Consider the following 15,689-nt stretch of genomic DNA (forward strand, 5'->3'; position numbering starts at 1 on the left):
GTGCAGCAACATTGACATGTGAGCATAGGCATTGCATGATCCAGGACACAAGCACTCAGATGAGTGGTCGACCCGACAAACGAGCAGCGCGCGGAGTGGAGACAGTAGCGGATGAGCACGGACGACGCGGGCCTGGCGACCCTGGCCGGCGCGGTGCTGTCCCGCGAATCCGCGGCGGTCGCCGCGCTGGTCGACGCGGTGGAAAGCGGTGTGGTCACCGTCGCGCGCCGGATGCTCGGCATCGCCGGGAAAGTGGTCACCACCGGCGCGGGAACCTCGGGCATCATGGCCGAACGATTGGCGCATCTGCTGTCGGTCTGCGGTACCCCCGCGGTCTATCTGCCGGCCATGGACGCCCTGCACGGCGGCATGGGCGCCATCACCGCCGACGACCTGGTGCTCGCGGTGTCCAAGACCGGCCGGTCCGGCGAGTTGACCCGGCTGACCGAACGCCTCGTCGGGCGGGGCGTTGCGGTGGTCGCCGTCACCGAGAGTCCGCAGTCCCCGTTCGCCCACGCGGCCACCCTGGTCGCGGCGCTGCCACCCACGCCGTCCGACGCCGACCCCGGCGACATGATCGCGATGGCCAGCACCCTGGCCGTCGGTGCCTGGGGCGACGCGCTGGCGGTCGTCGCGATGGCGATGCGTGGCCACACGTTGCGCGACGTCGTCGAAAGCCATCCGGCCGGCGGCGTCGGCTCCCGCGGCCACCGGCCCGGCGACGAATCGGCCCCGGTGGTGCGGCTATGACCGCTCCGGAATCGAATGCCGTTGTCCTGGGGGTGGATTCGTCGACCCAGTCCTGCAAGGTGGAGATCCGCGAGCTGACCACCGGGCGGCTCCTGGCCTCCGGGGCGGCACCCCACCCGCCGGCTTTCCCACCGTGCAGTGAGCAGCATCCCGCCGCGTGGGTGCAGGCGCTGATCTCGGCCACCCGTGCGGCGCTGACCCGGTGCGCACGACGCCCCGTCGTCGAGGCCATCTCCGTCGCGGCCCAGTGCCACGGTCTGGTGCTGCTGGACGCGGACGGTGTCCCGCTGCGGGCGGCCAAGCTCTGGAACGACACCACCGGGGCGCCGCAGTTGGGCGCGCTGGTCGCCCGGATCGGCGCCGAGCGGTGGACCCGCCGCGTCGGATCACTGCCGACCGCGGCGTTCACCATCGCCAAGTTGGCCTGGGTGGCCGAGCGGGAGCCCGACGTGCTGGACCGGGCCGCCACGATGCTGCTGCCGCACGACTACCTGACCTACTGGCTCACCGGCATGCGCGTGACCGACCGCTCCGAGGCCTCGGGCACCGGGTATTTCGATGCCGCCGCCGGTGAATGGGTCACCGACTACCTGGACCTGGCCGCCGGCCGGCGCGACTGGGCCGCGATGCTGCCCACGGTTCTGGGGCCGAGCCGGCCCGCCGGCTACCTGCGTCCCGCGGCGGCCGAAGCCCTCGGCCTGGGGATCGACACCCTCGTCGGACCCGGCGGCGGCGATCAGCACGCCGCGTATCTCGGTCTGGGCCTGCGCGACGGCGACCAGTACATCGGGATCGGCACCTCGGGCGTCGTGGCGACGTCATGCCGCACACCGGTCTACGACCCGACCGGCATGGTCGACGGCGTCGCCGACCTCACCGGCGGCTATCTCCCGCTGGTCAGCACCCTCAACGCGGCACGGGTCGGAGACGTCGCGGCGCGGCTGCTGGGCACCGACCTCACCGGCCTGGCGCAGCTGGCGCTGGCTGCCGGGACCACCCGCGGACCGGTGCTCGTGCCGTTTCTCGACGGTGAACGCAAACCCGACCGGCCGGCCGCCCGTGGCGCCTTCGCCGACCTGACCTCGCACACCTCCCGCGAGGAGGTGGCGCGCGCATTTCTCGAGGGTCCACTGCTGTCGCTGATGAACGCCCGCGACCACCTGCGCGCCTGCGGCGTCGACCTGTCCGGTGCGCCCACAGCCGTCGGCGGGGGAACCCGCTCGAAGGCCACCCTGCAGCTACTCGCCGACCTGCTCGACGACGAGGTCACCGTGCTCGACGCCGACGAGGCGACCGCCCGAGGCGCCTGTGTGCAGGCCGCGGCGATCGCCACCGGAGCCGATGTGGCGGGTCTGATCGACCTGGCCGAGAAGTGGACCCCCGATGTGCGGCAACGTGTCTCACCGCGCAACACCGGGCGCGACCTGTCGGCGCTGCGGGCGCGCTGGGCCCAGCTCGCCGAATCCGCGGTCCTCGACAGCGGGGTACCGGCATGACGCCCACCACGATCCTGGCGCCCTGGCACGAACGGTTCGGCGGCCGTATCGCCGGATCGGTCTACGCCGTCGCGCCCCGACAGCGGATCGCGGCCGCACGCGACCTGGCCGGCGCCGGCCTGGACGTGCACGTCGACGTGATGGCCGAGGCCGAAGGTCTGCCCGCCGGGGTGAGTCTGGCCGAGCTGTCGAGGATCGCCGGCGTGGTGGATTCCGCCCGCCTCGGTGTGCACCTCATCGGTTCCCCGGCCTTCGTCGACGCGACGCTCCCCGCGGTGCTGGCGCACCGGCCGGCGACGGTGTTCCTGCCCTGGGCGGCGTTCAGCGCGCCGCGCGTCCAGGCCGTGCGCGCGGCGGGCGGGGCGGCGTGGATCGCGGTGTGGGACGAGTGGGACGGATCCCCACCCGTCTGGCCCGAAACCCCGGACGGTGTGCTGGTCATGCTCATCGAGCCGGGCACCGCCGACCGCGCGCGGACCGACCGGCTGGGCATCGTCTCGGCATGCGCGCCGCAGCTCCCCGTCATCGTCGACGGCGGCGTCACCGAAGACCTGGCGCCGCTGTGCATCACAGCCGGCGTCGAATCCATGGTGGTCGGGCGTGCGCTGTTGCCCGATCCGGCGAAAGGAAGAACCCCATGACCCCCAGGATGAGCACTGAGGTCGCGACCCCGGCCACCATGCGGGCCAGCGTCATGACGGGAGTCGGTGCGCTGCGCATCGAGGAGCGGCCGGTGCCCACCCCGGGCGAACACCAGGTGCTCGTCGAGGTGGCCGCGGTCGGGGTGTGCGGATCCGACGTCCACTACTACCGGCACGGCCGGATCGGCGACTTCGTGGTCGACGAGCCGATGATCCTGGGCCACGAACTGTCCGGACGCATCGCGGCGGTCGGCGCCGGCGTCGATCCCGGCCGGATCGGCCAGCGGGTGGCGGTCGAGCCGCAACACCCCTGCCGGCGCTGCCGGCAGTGCAAGGCCGGCCGGTACAACCTGTGCCCGCAGATGGAGTTCTACGCCACCCCACCGGTCGACGGCGCGTTCTGCCGGTACGTCACCATCGACGACGATATGGCCCACCCGGTCCCGGACTCGCTGTCCGATGAGGCAGCCGCGCTGCTCGAACCCCTCTCGGTGGCGATCACCACGATGCGCAAGGCGCAGGTGGCGCCCGGCACCTCGATCCTGATCGCGGGCGCCGGACCCATCGGCGTGCTGTGCGCACAGACCGCGCGGGCCTTCGGTGCATCGCGCATCGTCGTCACCGACCTGCTGGAATCCCGCCGCGACAAGGCCCTGCAGTTCGGTGCCACCGAAGTGCTCGACCCCACCGCGGTGGACGTCACGGCCATCGAACCGGTCGACGCATTCGTCGACGCCACCGGCGTGCCCGCGGCGGTGGTCAGCGGGATCAAGGCAGTCGGCCCCGCCGGCCACGTCGTGCTGGTCGGGATGGGAGCCGACGAGTACGCCCTGCCGGTCAGTCACATCGCCAATCTGGAGATCACCCTGACCGGGGTGTTCCGCTACACCGACACCTGGCCGGCGGCAATACATCTGGTGAACTCCGGTGCCGTCGACCTCGATGCGATGGTGACCGGCCGCTACGACCTCGACCACGTCGCCGACGCCCTCGACAGCGACACCGACCCGGCCAGCCTCAAATCGATTGTGAGCCCTGTATGACCGCGCCTTCGTCCAACCCGTTCGACCTCTCCGGCCGCACCGCCCTGGTGACGGGCGGCAACCAGGGACTGGGCCGGGCCTTTGCCTTCGGACTCGCCCAGGCCGGCGCGCAGGTGGCGATCTCCGGCCGCAACGCCGAACGCAACGCCGCGACCGTGGCCGACGCGGCAGACGCCGGAATCACGCTGCACGCCATCACCGCCGACATCACCCGCGGAACCGACGTCGACCGGATGACCGCCGAGGCCATCGACGCGCTCGGCCACCTCGACATCCTGGTCAACAACGCCGGCACCTGTTATCACGCCGAATCGTGGGACGTGACCGAGCAGCAGTGGGACGACGTCTTCGACCTGAACGTCAAGGCGCTCTGGGCCTGCTCACTGGCAGCCGGCCGGCACATGCGCGAACGTCGGTCGGGTTCGATCGTGAACATCGGCTCGATGTCGGGCATGATCGTCAACCGGCCGCAGTGGCAACCGGCCTACAACGCCTCCAAAGCCGCCGTCCACCACCTCACCAAATCCCTTGCCGCCGAATGGGGCCCGCTGGGTATCCGGGTGAACGCCGTCGCCCCGGGCTACTGCAAGACCGAAATGGCGCCGGTGGACCGCCCGGAGTTCAAACAGCACTGGATCGACGATGCGCCGCTAATGCGCTACGCGATGCCCGAGGAGATCGCCCCGAGCGTGGTGTTCCTGGCCAGCGACGCCGCCTCGTTCATCACCGGCTCCGTGCTGGTCGCCGACGGGGGATACACCGTATGGTGACCGCCGCACTCAACCGCCGGGTGGTGGTCAACGCGATCGACGACGTCGTGCTCGAAACGGCCGTCGAGGCGGACCCGGGCCCCGGCGAGGTCCGGGTGCGCACCACGGTCGTGGGCATCTGTGGTTCGGATCTGCACGCCGCCTGCGGCCGCCACCCGTTCATCGAGCTGCCGTACCGGCCCGGGCACGAGGCGGTCGGCGTGGTGGACGCCGTGGGCGCCGGTGTCGACGGTTGGTGGCTGGACCGGCGGGTGACCATCGAGCCCAATCTGGCCTGCGGCCACTGCAGCCAGTGCCGCGCCGGCCGTTACAACATCTGTCGCGATCTGCTGGTGTTCGGCTGCCAGACTGCGGGCGCGTTGGCCGACACGTTCACCATCGCCGCCGACCGGCTCGTCGCCCTGCCCGACGATCTCGACGACCGCCACGCCATACTCGTCGAGCCCCTGGCTACCCCGGTGCACACGGTGCGCCGCGCCGCCGAACTCGTCGGCGATCTGCGCGGCAGGTCGGTCGTGGTGATCGGGGCCGGACCGATCGGATTGTTCACGCTGCTGGCCGCCCGCCACGCCGGCGCGCAGGTGGTGGTCGCCGATCTGCTGGCGTCCAAGCGCGCCCGCGCCGAACGTCTCGGAGCCACCGGCACATTCGATCCGGCCGCACCCGACGCCGTCGAGACGGCACTGCGGCTGCTGGACGGGCCCGCCGCGGTGGTCATCGACTGCGTCTCGCGGGAGAGCTCCGTCGCCCAGGCCGTCGAGCTGGTCGACAAGGGCGGTGCGGTGATGATCGTCGGCGTCGCCGAAGGTGCGACACCGGTACCGCTGGGCCTGATCCAGGACCGTGAGCTGGCGCTGGTCGGCAACCTCATGTACGTGCGCGAGGACTTCACCGCGGCGCTCGAGTTGCTGGCCGGTGGCGCCGTGCCCGTCGACGAGATCATCAGCGCCGCGTTCGATCTCGACCACGCCGCCGAGGCGTTCGCGGCATCGGCGGACGCCGAGAACGTCAAGGTGCTCGTCACGGTGAATTCCGCCGGGGGAGCTCAGACAGGAGGCACACCATGACCGAGACGTTGCTGGAGTGCACCGACATCCGGAAGAGTTTCGGCGGGGTACCCGTGCTCAACGGCATCACGCTGCACCTCGAACCCGGCACGGTCACCGCGCTGGCCGGTGAGAACGGTGCGGGCAAGTCCACGCTGATGAAGATCGTCAGCGGGCAGTACACCGCCGATCACGGCAGGGTGGTCGTGCAGGGCAACCAGCTCGCGGCGGGGAACACCAAAGACGCCGTCCGCCACGGTGTCGCGATCGTGCCGCAGGAGCTGGCCTCGATCGAGGACATGACCGTCTACGAGAACCTCTTCGTCGGTCGGGAACTCAAAGTGGGCCCGTTCCTGAACCGGCGCGCGATGATCGACGAGGCCCGCGACGCCCTGGCGGTGTTCGGTGTGGACATCAACCCCGCAGCGCGGATGGGCAGCCTGCCTGTCGGGCTGCGCCAGATCGTCGAGATCGTCAAGGCGGCCCGGACCGGCGCTCGGGTGGTGATGCTCGACGAGCCCACCTCGGCGATCTCCGAGCGCGAAGTGGAGGGCCTGTACAAGATCGTCCGCCAGCTCCGCGAACACGGTGTCGCGATGGTGTACACCACCCACAAGATGGCCGAGATCCGCGCCATCGCCGACCGGGTGGTGGTGCTGCGCGACGGCGGGCTGATCCTGGACAAGAGCATCGCCGAGGTCTCCGACGACGACATCGTGACCGCGATGATCGGCCGCGAACTGGACACCCTGTTCCCCGAGCGCGCCCAACCGGGTGCCGACACCGTCCTCGAGGTGCGCAACCTGCAGGTCGACGGCGCATCGGAACCCGTGTCGTTCAGCGTGCGCGCCGGTGAGATCGTCGGGCTGGCCGGCCTGGTCGGGGCGGGCCGCACCGAACTGCTCGAGGCCATCTTCGGGGCCCGGCACACCAGCTCGGGGGACATCCTGGTGCGCGGCAAGCCGCTGAAGCGCAACCATCCGGCCGCCGCCATCACCACGGGTATGGCGATGGTGCCCGAGGACCGCAAGATCTCCGGGGTGGTGCTCTCGATGAGCGTGCTGGACAACGGTTCCCTGCCGCGGCTCTCGTCGTTCTCGGTCGCGGGTTGGCTGCGCGCCAAGGCCCGCAACACCGCGGTGTCCGACGTCATGAAGTCCGTCCGGCTGCGCAGCCGCGGGCTGAGTCAGGAGGTCGGCACCCTGTCCGGCGGTAACCAGCAAAAGGTGGTGCTGGCCCGCTGGCTGACCGGCACCGTCAACGTGCTGCTGCTCGATGAGCCGACGCGCGGGGTCGACGTCGGCGCCCGCAGCGAGATCTACCGCATCATCACCGAATTCGCCGCCCAGGGGATGGCCGTGGTGATGGCGTCCTCGGACATGCCCGAAGTCGTGGGGCTCTCCCACCGGGCGTTCGTCATGCGCGGTGGCGCGTTCGTCGGCGAACTGGACCGGGACGCGCTCGACCACCCCGAAGTGCAGGAGTCGGTGTTCCGGCTGGCGACCGCGCTGGACGCCAAACCCCGGCGAAACGATCAGGAGGCAGCATCGTGACCACGAAACTCGACAGCGAGGACACCGCGCCGAAGGACTCCGGTGGCGGCACCACGGTCGCGTCGCCGATCACCGGCGCGCCGGTCAAGCTGTTCTCCAAGGAGTGGCTGGGCGGCATCGCCCTGCGCTACGCGATGGTCATCATCATGCTGCTGGTGATCGCGTACTTCAGTTACCGCAGTGCGCGATTCGGCACCGTCGACAATCTGGTCACCATCCTGGTGGCCGCCGCACCGTTCGCCCTGATCGCACTGGGGCAGACCCTGGTGGTGCTGACCGGCGGCATCGACCTCTCGGTGGGCAGCGTGATCGCGGTGTCGGCGATGGCCGGTGCGGCGACCGCCAAGGCCAATCCGGGCCAGGTCTGGATGACCGTCCTGGTGGCCATGCTGGTCGGGCTGGCTGTCGGGTCGCTCAACGGAATCCTGGTGTCGCGCATCAACGTTCCACCGTTCATCGCCACGTTGGGCACCTTGACCGCCGGGTCGGGTCTGGCCTATGTGATCGGCGGCGGCGCGCCCATCAACGGTCTACCCGCCGAATTCGGCTCGATCGCCAACACCAAGATCCTCGGTCTGCAGATCCCGGTGCTGCTGATGATCGTCGGCATCATCGTCCTGGCTGTGGTGATGAAGCGGACGACCTACGGCATGCGGGTGTACGCAGTCGGCGGTAACCGCAACGCCGCCGAGATCGCCGGCATCAACGCCCGCAACGTGCTGTTCAGCGTCTACGCCATTTCCGGTCTGTTGGCCGGGCTCTCGGGCGTCATGCTGGCATCACGCGTCATCTCGGGTCCGCCGAACCTCGGCCAGGGCTATGAACTCGACGCCATCGCCGCCGTTGTGATCGGCGGCGCGAGCCTGATGGGCGGACGCGGCACGATCTGGGGGACGGTGCTGGGCTTGTTCATCATCCAGACCCTCAACAACGGGCTGGACATCCTCGTGGTGCCGGCCTACTGGCAGGACGTCATCAAGGGTGTGCTGATCGTGGCGGCCGTCGCCGTCGACGTCTGGTCATCCCGCAGACGAACGTGACCCGGCGGACGTGACACCGCTCATCGGATCGAAGAACCAGGCACACCAACGAGAGAGAGAATGCACATGAGATTGCCAACGAAGATGTTCGCAGTCGCCTCGGCCGCGGCGATCGGCCTCGGCATGACGGCCTGCGGAGCGGGCGACACCGCAGCCAACAGCGACACCACCCGCGTCGGCGTCACGGTGTACGACATGAGCTCGTTCATCACCGCCGGTAAGGAGGGGATGGACCAGTACGCCAAGGACAACAACATCGAGCTGGTGTGGAACTCGGCCAACCTCGACGTGGCCACCCAGGCCAGCCAGGTCGACTCGATGATCAACCAGGGCGTCGACGCGATCATCGTCGTCCCCGTGCAGGCGGATTCGCTCGGCCCGCAGGTGGCCTCGGCGAAGGCCAAGGGGATCCCGCTGGTGCCGGTCAACGCGGCGCTCGACAGCCCCGACGTGGCCGCCAGCGTGCAGCCCGACGACGTGGCCGCCGGTGAGCAGGAGATGCAGATGATGGCCGACCGCCTCGGCGGCCGCGGCAACATCGTCGTGTTGCAGGGTCCGCTGGGTCAGTCCGGCGAGCTCGACCGCACCAAGGGCATCAACAACGTGCTGTCGCGCTACCCCGACATCAAGATCCTGGCGATGGACACCGCGAACTGGAAGCGCGACGAGGCCGTCAACAAGATGAAGAACTGGATCTCCGGATTCGGAACGCAGATCAACGGTGTGGTCGCCGAGAACGACGATATGGGTCTAGGTGCGCTGCAGGCACTCAAGGAGGCCGGCCGCACCGACGTGCCGATCGTCGGCATCGACGGTATCGAGGACGGACTCAACGCCGTGAAGAGCGGTGAGTTCATCGGCACCTCGCTGCAGAACGGCACCGTCGAACTGTCCGCCGGTCTGGCCGTGGCGGCGAAATTGGCCAAGGGGGAGCAGGTGAACACCAAGCCGGTCTACATCATGCCGGCCATCACCAAGGACAACGTCGACGTGGCGATCCAGCACGTGGTCACCGAACGGCAGCAGTTCCTCGACGGCCTCACCGAGCTGACCAACAAGAACCTGGAGACCGGCGACATCGCCTATGAGGGCATCCCCGGCCAGAAGCAGCCCTGATCCGACCGACAATTCTTCGAGGAGAACTGATTTCATGAAACTGACCAGAAAGATCCTGGCGATCGCCTCGGCGGGCGCGTTGGGACTGGGACTGACCGCGTGTGGCGCCGGGGACACCGAGGCCAACAGCGACACCACCCGCATCGGCGTCACGGTGTACGACATGAGCTCGTTCATCACGGCCGGCAAGGAAGGCATGGAGACCTTCGCCAAGGCCAAGAACATCGAGCTGGTGTGGAACTCGGCCAACAACGATGTGGCCACTCAGGCCAGTCAGGTCGACTCGCTGATCAACCAGGGCGTCGATGCGATCATCGTCGTTCCGGTGCAGGCGGATTCGCTCGGCCCGCAGGTGGCCTCGGCGAAAGCCAAGGGGATTCCGCTGCTGGCGGTCAATGCCGCCCTGGAGTCCACCGATCTGGCCGGCAACGTCCAGCCCGACGACGTGGCCGCCGGTGAGCAGGAGATGCAGATGATGGCCGACCGGCTCGGTGGCCGCGGCAACATCGTGATCCTGCAGGGCCCGCTCGGCGGCTCCGGTGAGATCAACCGGGGTAAGGGCATCGACAACGTTCTCGCCCGCTACCCGGACATCAAGGTGCTCGCCAAGGACACCGCGAACTGGAAGCGCGACGAGGCCGTCAACAAGATGAAGAACTGGATCTCCAGCTTCGGCCCCCAGATCAACGGCGTGGTATCGCAGAACGACGATATGGGTCTGGGTGCGCTGCAGGCACTCAAGGAGGCCGGCCGCACCGACGTGCCGATCGTGGGCATCGACGGTATCGAGGACGGACTCAACGCCGTGAAGAGCGGTGAGTTCATCGGCACCTCGCTGCAGAACGGCACCGTCGAACTGTCCGCCGGTCTGGCGGTGGCCGATGCGCTGGTCAAGGGCGAACAGGTCAAGAGCGACCCGGTCTACGTGATGCCGGCCATCACCCAGGACAACGTCGACGTGGCCATCCAGCATGTGGTCACCGAACGGCAGCAGTTCCTCGACGGGCTGGTCGAGCTCACCGAGAAGAATCTCAAGACCGGTGACATCGCCTACGAGGGCATTCCGGGTCAGCAGCAGCCTGCGCCCTAGCCCCCACGAACGCGGGGCCGGTCACCATTGCGGATGAGCTGGTGGCCGGCCCCGTTTCCATGCGCGGCCCCCGCGAGTGTGAACGGGTTGCGAGAATCGGGCCCGTTTGTCGCAACAGCTTCACACCGGCGGCGTCAGCCGGTGGTTCTCGTGGTGGTCGGCGTCGCGGTGGGCGCACCGGCCGGCACCTCGAGATACTGGGGGGTGAACGCCTCGGTGGAGAAGGCGAAGCCCTTTCCGGACCGTTCGCTCAGACACGAGATGCCCGAGGCCTCCTGGACGTTGCAGCGGAACCCGGCCGCGGCCAGGATCTGGTTGAACTGCAGGACGTTCGCCGGACCCGGCTCGGGTTCGAACGGGGTGCCCTCGACAGCGGCGAAGGCGGTATCGCCGTCGCGGCTGATCTCGATCACATTCGGCGCGGTCGGCTCGCCGTCGGGACCGGGAACCGACTCGGGCGTACCGGGAAAATCGAGATCGGCGCCGCCGGCGGCCTGGCAGCCCGCCCGGACCCGCGGGACGATCGCACACTGCCAGCGGCCCGACGGTGTGGTGAAGAAGTACCGGGTGACCCCGTCGACCGGTACGCCGTAGTCGAAGGCGTTGACCAGGTTGGTGCTGTTGCGTGCCGGGGCGGCCGTCGTGGTGGGCTGGGCCGCCGGCTCGGGGCGTGGCTCGTCGTTGTTGACGATCGTGGGCGTCGTGCACCCCGCCAGGGCCAGGGGCAGCGTGAGGGCCAGCGTCGTCAGGATGTTCGCTCGCATATCGATGCCCCAGCGTGCCGGATGCCGGCGCCGAGCCGGCCGCCGGGGTCAGCTCATCCGCGCGGTCAGCAGCTCCCGCAGCGTCCAGGCGTTGCGCACCGCATGGCCGCCCAGGTCGTTGTTGAAGTACACCACCACGCGTCGGCCCTCGCCGTCCCACGCCGCGATCCGGTCGGCCCAGCAGCGCAGCGCGTCGTCCGGATAGGACCCGGCGTACAGCGAATCCTGCTCCGGGCCGTGCAGCCGGAGGTACACCAGGTCGCTGGTCGCCCGCGGTACGCACGGCATCCCGGCGCCGCTCATCACCACGTACGCCGCCCGGTGGCGTTCGAGCAGAGAAAAGACGGCGGGGTGGTTCCACGACGTATGGCGCAGCTCCATCGCCACCGGTATCCAGTCCGGCATGAGCGTCAGGAAGTCATCGAGGCGGGCGTCGTCACGTTCCATCGCCGGGTGCACCTGCACGAGCAGGGCTTCGCGCTTGTCACCGAGAGCGGTCCAACACCTCTCGAAGCGCTCCACCCACGGCTGTGGTGTGCCCAGCCTGCGGTAGTGCGTCAGCCCGCGGTGCGCCTTGACCGACATGGTGAAGCCCGTGGGGAGGCGGTCCCGCCACCCGGTGAAGGTGGTGTCGCGCGGCCATCGGTAGAAGCTGGCGTTGAGTTCGACGGTGTCGAATTCCTCGACGTAGCGGGCGAGGCGCTTGGCCGCCGGCAGACCGGGGCGGTACAGCAAGCCGGCCCAATGGTCGTACGACCAGCCGGAGGTGCCGATCCTGACCGTCACCGCGTCAGTCCTTGTTGATCTTGTCCCGCAGGTCGTCGTCGAGCGAGGCCCGCACCAGCGCCGCGGCCAGGGCGGCACACCGGCCGTCGGCAAGGCCGGCGAGCGTCGCCGGATCGGTGGGCAGGCCCAGCGTCTCGGCGGTCGAGGTGGCCCGGTCGTCGAAGAACGGCCGCACCCAGGTCCAGACGTCCTGCACCTCGCGCAGGAAAATGTCCGCGCCGGTGTCGCCGATGCCTTTGAACTCCTTCAGCAGCTTTCGGGTGGTGTCGACGTCTTCGGCTTCACCGAGGCCGCGCAGGTCGCCACCGTGTTCGTCGTTCACGGCCTGGGCCATGTCGGTCAGCCGGGTGGCCGAACTCTCGTCGTAGCGGGCGTAGCCGGCGCGGCCGAACGCGTCGATCATGGTCTTGCGGTCGGCCTTCAGCACGGCGTCCGGGGTGCGCAGGCCGGCGGCGAAGATCTCGCGGGCGGCCTTGACCGCGATCCCCGCGTCGATGGGCTTGCTGGCCAGCATGCACAGCGTGAGCAGTTCGAACAGCGGCATCGGCTTGTCGTTGAGCCGGATGCCCGCCTCCTCGGCGTACGTCGTGCCCGCTTCGTCGAGCAGGCGGCGCGCGGTGTGCTCGGGATCGGTCTTGTCGGCATGGGTCGGGGCCATGACGGACCGGTACCCGCGCCGGGAGGCCGCGAACCGGCTCACTTGGCCGGCAGGCTCCTGGCGTATTCGACACCGCGCCGTACCCAGGTGTGCAGCTGGCGGGTGGTGCGTACGCCGTCTGCGTGTACCCGCACCCACCCGCGGACATCGCGGCCGGACATCACCATCGGCTCGACGTGGTCGCGGTCCAGCAGGGTCTCGGTGTCTGCGGGTGGGATCCGCACCATCAGCCCGCCCTGACCGCTGGCCGCGACGGCCATGTTGCCGTCGATGAGGAACGCCAATCCGCCGAACATGGCTTTCTCGGTGACGTGCCGTTCGCCGGCGATCAGTTCCCGGATGCGGTCGGCGAGGTCCCGGTCGTAGGCCACGGGGTAATTGTCCCGCAACCGGGCTCGAGTTCGGTGAGGTCCCCGCGAGCAGACACAAACTCGCGTCCTTTCGGGGTGGATCACGCGAATCTGTGTCTGCTCGGCGAGGTTCGGGGCTCGGGCTAGGCCGCGGTCACCGCCGCCTCGGCCGCCGGTTCCAGCGCCTGTGCGACGATCTCGGCCACGTCGGTCATCGGCCGCACGTCCAGCGCCTCGAGCACCTCGGCCGGAACGTCGTCCAGGTCGGCCTCGTTGCGCTGGGGGATGAACACGGTCGACAGTCCGGCCCGCTGGGCGGCGAGGAGTTTCTGCTTGACCCCACCGATCGGCAGCACACGCCCGTTCAGGGTGACCTCACCGGTCATGCCCACATCGGAGCGGACCTGCCGTCCGGTGGCCATCGACACCAGCGCGGTCACCATGGTCACACCGGCCGACGGACCGTCCTTGGGCACCGCGCCCGCGGGCACGTGCACGTGGATGCGACGATCCAGCGTCGTGGGGTCGACGCCCAGTTCGGCTGCGTGCGAACGGACATAGGACAGCGCGATCTGCGCGGACTCCTTCATCACGTCACCCAGCTGACCGGTCAGCTGGAGGGCCCCCTCGCCCGAGGACGACGGAGTCGAACCGGCCTCGATGTAGAGCACATCGCCACCGAGCCCGGTCACGGCCAGACCGGTCGCCACCCCCGGCACCGCCGTGCGCTCGGCCGACTCCGGAATGAACCGCGGGCGACCGAGATAGGCGACCAGATCGGATTCGTCGATCGTCAAGCGGGCCTGGATCTCGGGACCACGCTCAGCCAGCTTCGTGGTGGCCTTGCGCATCGCCTTGGCCAGCAGCCGGTCGAACTGCCGCACACCCGGTTCGCGGGTGTAGTCGGCGGCGATCTTGCGCAGCGCGTCGTCGGTCACCGTCACCTCATCGGCGGTCAGCGCTGCGCGCTCCCGCTGCCGGGGCAGCAGGAAGTCGCGGGCGATGGCCACCTTGTCGTCGGCGGTGTAGCCGTCGATCTGCACGAGCTCCATCCGGTCCAGCAGGGCCTGCGGGATGTTCTCGATCACGTTGGCCGTCGCCAGGAACACCACGTCGCTCAGATCGAGATCCAGGTCCAGGTAGTGGTCGCGGAACGTGTGGTTCTGCGCGGGGTCGAGCACCTCGAGCAGGGCCGCCGCGGGGTCACCGCGGTAGTCCGAACCCACTTTGTCGATCTCGTCGAGCAGCACGACGGGATTCATCGATCCGGCCTCGCCGATGGCGCGCACGATGCGGCCGGGCAGGGCACCGACGTAGGTGCGCCGATGACCGCGGATCTCCGCCTCGTCGCGCACACCGCCCAGGGCGACGCGCACGAATCTGCGACCCAGTGCCCGGGCGACGCTCTCACCCAGCGATGTCTTGCCGACGCCCGGAGGGCCGGCCAGCACCATCACCGCACCGGACCCGCGGCCGCCGACGACCTGCAGTCCGCGCTGGGCACGACGTGCCCGCACGGCGAGGTATTCGACGATGCGGTCCTTGACGTCCTCCAGGCCGTGGTGGTCGGCGTCGAGGATCTGCCGGGCCGCGGCCAGATCGGTCGAGTCCTCGGTGACCGTGTTCCACGGCAGGTCGAGGACGGTGTCGAGCCAGGTGCGGATCCAGCCACCCTCGGGGCTCTGATCGCTGGAGCGTTCGAGCTTGCCGACCTCGCGCAGCGCCGCCTCGCGCACCTTCTCGGGCAGCTCGGCAGCGTCGATCCGGGCCCGGTAGTCCGCGTCGCCTTCCTGGCCTTCGGGTCCCAACTCGCCGAGCTCCTTGCGGATCGCGGCGAGCTGTTGGCGCAGCAGGAATTCCTTCTGCTGTTTGTCCATGCCGGAGCGGACGTCCTCGGCGATCTTCTCGTTCACCTCGACTTCGGCCAGATGCTCGCCGGTCCACTCGATGAGCACCCGTAGCCGCTCGGCGACATCGGGCGTCTCCAGCAGCTGACGCTTCTGCACGCCGGTGAAGTAGCTGGCGTACCCGGCGGTGTCGGCCAGCGCGGACGGGTCGGTGAGCTGGTTGACGAAGTCGATGATCTGCCACGCTTCGCGGCGCTGCAGCATCGCCAGCAGCAGCTTCTTGTATTCGGCGGCCAGCGCCCGCACCTCGTCGGTGATCTCGGATTCCGCCGCCTCGGTCACCTCGACCCACAGCGCGCTGCCCGGACCGGTGGTACCGGCGCCGATGTGGGCGCGGGTGGTGCCCCGCACGACGGCCGCGGTACCGTCCCCGCCGGGAATGCGGCCGACCTGCACGATCGTGGCCAGGACGCCGTAGGACGGGTACCGGTCGTCGAGACGCGGTGCGATGAGCAGCAGCCCCGATTCGGTGGCCCGGGCCGCTTCGACGGCGGCGCGCGCCGCGTCGTCCAGTTCGATCGGCACGACCATGCCGGGCAGCACGATCGCCTCGTTGCTGAATAAGACGGGCACAGCACGTGTGGTGCCGTTGGCTTGAGCCATGTGTTCCTCCAAAGTTCAGTCAGATCGACTCAACCTTGGCGGTGCGGTGTTTGTTCCGTCTCGCGTTCGCCGGCGG

Annotated in this window: 15 protein-coding genes; 10 read left to right on the forward strand and 5 right to left on the reverse strand. The window is 69.3% G+C overall.

The window, feature by feature from the left end:
- Positions 1 to 111: 111 nt before the first annotated feature.
- The 10 genes from ACN27E_RS04055 to xypA all read left to right on the forward strand — a co-directional run bounded on the left by ACN27E_RS04055 (position 112) and on the right by xypA (position 10,545).
- On the forward strand, positions 112 to 750 hold the full coding sequence (locus ACN27E_RS04055) for an SIS domain-containing protein (RefSeq protein WP_422746752.1): 639 nt from the start codon (positions 112 to 114) through the stop codon (positions 748 to 750).
- Positions 747 to 2,246: an FGGY family carbohydrate kinase gene (locus tag ACN27E_RS04060; protein ID WP_422746753.1), complete on the forward strand. Its 1,500-nt coding sequence runs from the start codon at positions 747 to 749 to the stop codon at positions 2,244 to 2,246. Before ACN27E_RS04055 ends, ACN27E_RS04060 begins: the two co-directional genes overlap by 4 nt.
- Positions 2,243 to 2,887, forward strand: a complete 645-nt coding sequence (locus tag ACN27E_RS04065; protein WP_422746755.1) for a ribulose phosphate epimerase — start codon at positions 2,243 to 2,245, stop codon at positions 2,885 to 2,887. Before ACN27E_RS04060 ends, ACN27E_RS04065 begins: the two co-directional genes overlap by 4 nt.
- Positions 2,884 to 3,930 (forward strand): NAD(P)-dependent alcohol dehydrogenase, encoded by a 1,047-nt coding sequence (locus ACN27E_RS04070; protein ID WP_422746757.1) that lies wholly within the window; start codon positions 2,884 to 2,886, stop codon positions 3,928 to 3,930. Before ACN27E_RS04065 ends, ACN27E_RS04070 begins: the two co-directional genes overlap by 4 nt.
- Entirely contained in the window at positions 3,927 to 4,700 is a 774-nt protein-coding gene (locus ACN27E_RS04075) for an SDR family NAD(P)-dependent oxidoreductase (protein ID WP_422746758.1), read from the forward strand. The genes ACN27E_RS04070 and ACN27E_RS04075 overlap by 4 nt, the downstream gene beginning before the upstream one ends.
- Positions 4,694 to 5,767: a zinc-dependent alcohol dehydrogenase gene (locus tag ACN27E_RS04080; protein ID WP_422746760.1), complete on the forward strand. Its 1,074-nt coding sequence runs from the start codon at positions 4,694 to 4,696 to the stop codon at positions 5,765 to 5,767. The genes ACN27E_RS04075 and ACN27E_RS04080 overlap by 7 nt, the downstream gene beginning before the upstream one ends.
- Positions 5,764 to 7,299, forward strand: a complete 1,536-nt coding sequence (locus ACN27E_RS04085) for a sugar ABC transporter ATP-binding protein (protein ID WP_422746761.1) — start codon at positions 5,764 to 5,766, stop codon at positions 7,297 to 7,299. The genes ACN27E_RS04080 and ACN27E_RS04085 overlap by 4 nt, the downstream gene beginning before the upstream one ends.
- The gene (locus ACN27E_RS04090) at positions 7,296 to 8,339 is read left to right on the forward strand and encodes an ABC transporter permease (RefSeq protein WP_422746762.1); all 1,044 of its coding nucleotides are present in this window, start codon (positions 7,296 to 7,298) and stop codon (positions 8,337 to 8,339) included. Before ACN27E_RS04085 ends, ACN27E_RS04090 begins: the two co-directional genes overlap by 4 nt.
- Positions 8,340 to 8,405: 66 nt before the next feature.
- A complete protein-coding gene (locus tag ACN27E_RS04095; RefSeq protein ID WP_422746764.1) occupies positions 8,406 to 9,455 on the forward strand; it encodes a substrate-binding domain-containing protein in 1,050 nt (349 codons plus the stop codon).
- A 34-nt stretch (positions 9,456 to 9,489) separates the two neighbouring features.
- Positions 9,490 to 10,545, forward strand: a complete 1,056-nt coding sequence (gene xypA, locus ACN27E_RS04100) for a sugar ABC transporter xylitol/L-sorbitol-binding protein XypA (protein ID WP_422746765.1) — start codon at positions 9,490 to 9,492, stop codon at positions 10,543 to 10,545.
- 134 nt (positions 10,546 to 10,679) lie between these two features.
- Here the strand turns inward: xypA and ACN27E_RS04105 are convergent, their stop codons facing one another.
- The 5 genes from ACN27E_RS04105 to lon form a co-directional block, all read right to left on the reverse strand.
- On the reverse strand, positions 10,680 to 11,309 hold the full coding sequence (locus ACN27E_RS04105; RefSeq protein ID WP_422746767.1) for a hypothetical protein: 630 nt from the start codon (positions 11,307 to 11,309) through the stop codon (positions 10,680 to 10,682).
- Positions 11,310 to 11,357: 48 nt separating this feature from the next.
- Entirely contained in the window at positions 11,358 to 12,095 is a 738-nt protein-coding gene (locus ACN27E_RS04110) for a DUF72 domain-containing protein (protein WP_422746769.1), read from the reverse strand.
- Positions 12,096 to 12,099: 4 nt separating this feature from the next.
- Positions 12,100 to 12,753, reverse strand: coding sequence for an endonuclease (locus ACN27E_RS04115; protein ID WP_422746771.1), 654 nt, complete (start codon positions 12,751 to 12,753; stop codon positions 12,100 to 12,102).
- A 38-nt stretch (positions 12,754 to 12,791) separates the two neighbouring features.
- The gene (locus ACN27E_RS04120; RefSeq protein WP_422746773.1) at positions 12,792 to 13,124 is read right to left on the reverse strand and encodes a TfoX/Sxy family protein; all 333 of its coding nucleotides are present in this window, start codon (positions 13,122 to 13,124) and stop codon (positions 12,792 to 12,794) included.
- A gap of 122 nt (positions 13,125 to 13,246) precedes the next feature.
- Entirely contained in the window at positions 13,247 to 15,613 is a 2,367-nt protein-coding gene (gene lon / locus ACN27E_RS04125; RefSeq protein WP_422746774.1) for an endopeptidase La, read from the reverse strand.
- Between the last annotated feature and the right edge of the window lie 76 nt (positions 15,614 to 15,689).

This window comes from Mycobacterium sp. WMMD1722 (assembly GCF_049315205.1).
GTDB lineage: Bacteria > Actinomycetota > Actinomycetes > Mycobacteriales > Mycobacteriaceae > Mycobacterium.

Excerpts from the sequence above, each read along its gene's own strand:
- xypA (WP_422746765.1), top strand. The coding sequence starts at position 9,490 with ATGAAACTGACCAGAAAGATCCTGGCGATCGCCTCGGCGGGCGCGTTG.
- ACN27E_RS04055 (WP_422746752.1), top strand. The coding sequence starts at position 112 with ATGAGCACGGACGACGCGGGCCTGGCGACCCTGGCCGGCGCGGTGCTG.
- ACN27E_RS04105 (WP_422746767.1), bottom strand. The coding sequence starts at position 11,309 with ATGCGAGCGAACATCCTGACGACGCTGGCCCTCACGCTGCCCCTGGCC.
- ACN27E_RS04080 (WP_422746760.1), top strand. The coding sequence starts at position 4,694 with ATGGTGACCGCCGCACTCAACCGCCGGGTGGTGGTCAACGCGATCGAC.
- ACN27E_RS04115 (WP_422746771.1), bottom strand. The coding sequence starts at position 12,753 with ATGGCCCCGACCCATGCCGACAAGACCGATCCCGAGCACACCGCGCGC.
- ACN27E_RS04095 (WP_422746764.1), top strand. The coding sequence starts at position 8,406 with ATGAGATTGCCAACGAAGATGTTCGCAGTCGCCTCGGCCGCGGCGATC.
- ACN27E_RS04060 (WP_422746753.1), top strand. The coding sequence starts at position 747 with ATGACCGCTCCGGAATCGAATGCCGTTGTCCTGGGGGTGGATTCGTCG.
- lon (WP_422746774.1), bottom strand. The coding sequence starts at position 15,613 with ATGGCTCAAGCCAACGGCACCACACGTGCTGTGCCCGTCTTATTCAGC.
- ACN27E_RS04065 (WP_422746755.1), top strand. The coding sequence starts at position 2,243 with ATGACGCCCACCACGATCCTGGCGCCCTGGCACGAACGGTTCGGCGGC.
- ACN27E_RS04085 (WP_422746761.1), top strand. The coding sequence starts at position 5,764 with ATGACCGAGACGTTGCTGGAGTGCACCGACATCCGGAAGAGTTTCGGC.
- ACN27E_RS04075 (WP_422746758.1), top strand. The coding sequence starts at position 3,927 with ATGACCGCGCCTTCGTCCAACCCGTTCGACCTCTCCGGCCGCACCGCC.
- ACN27E_RS04070 (WP_422746757.1), top strand. The coding sequence starts at position 2,884 with ATGACCCCCAGGATGAGCACTGAGGTCGCGACCCCGGCCACCATGCGG.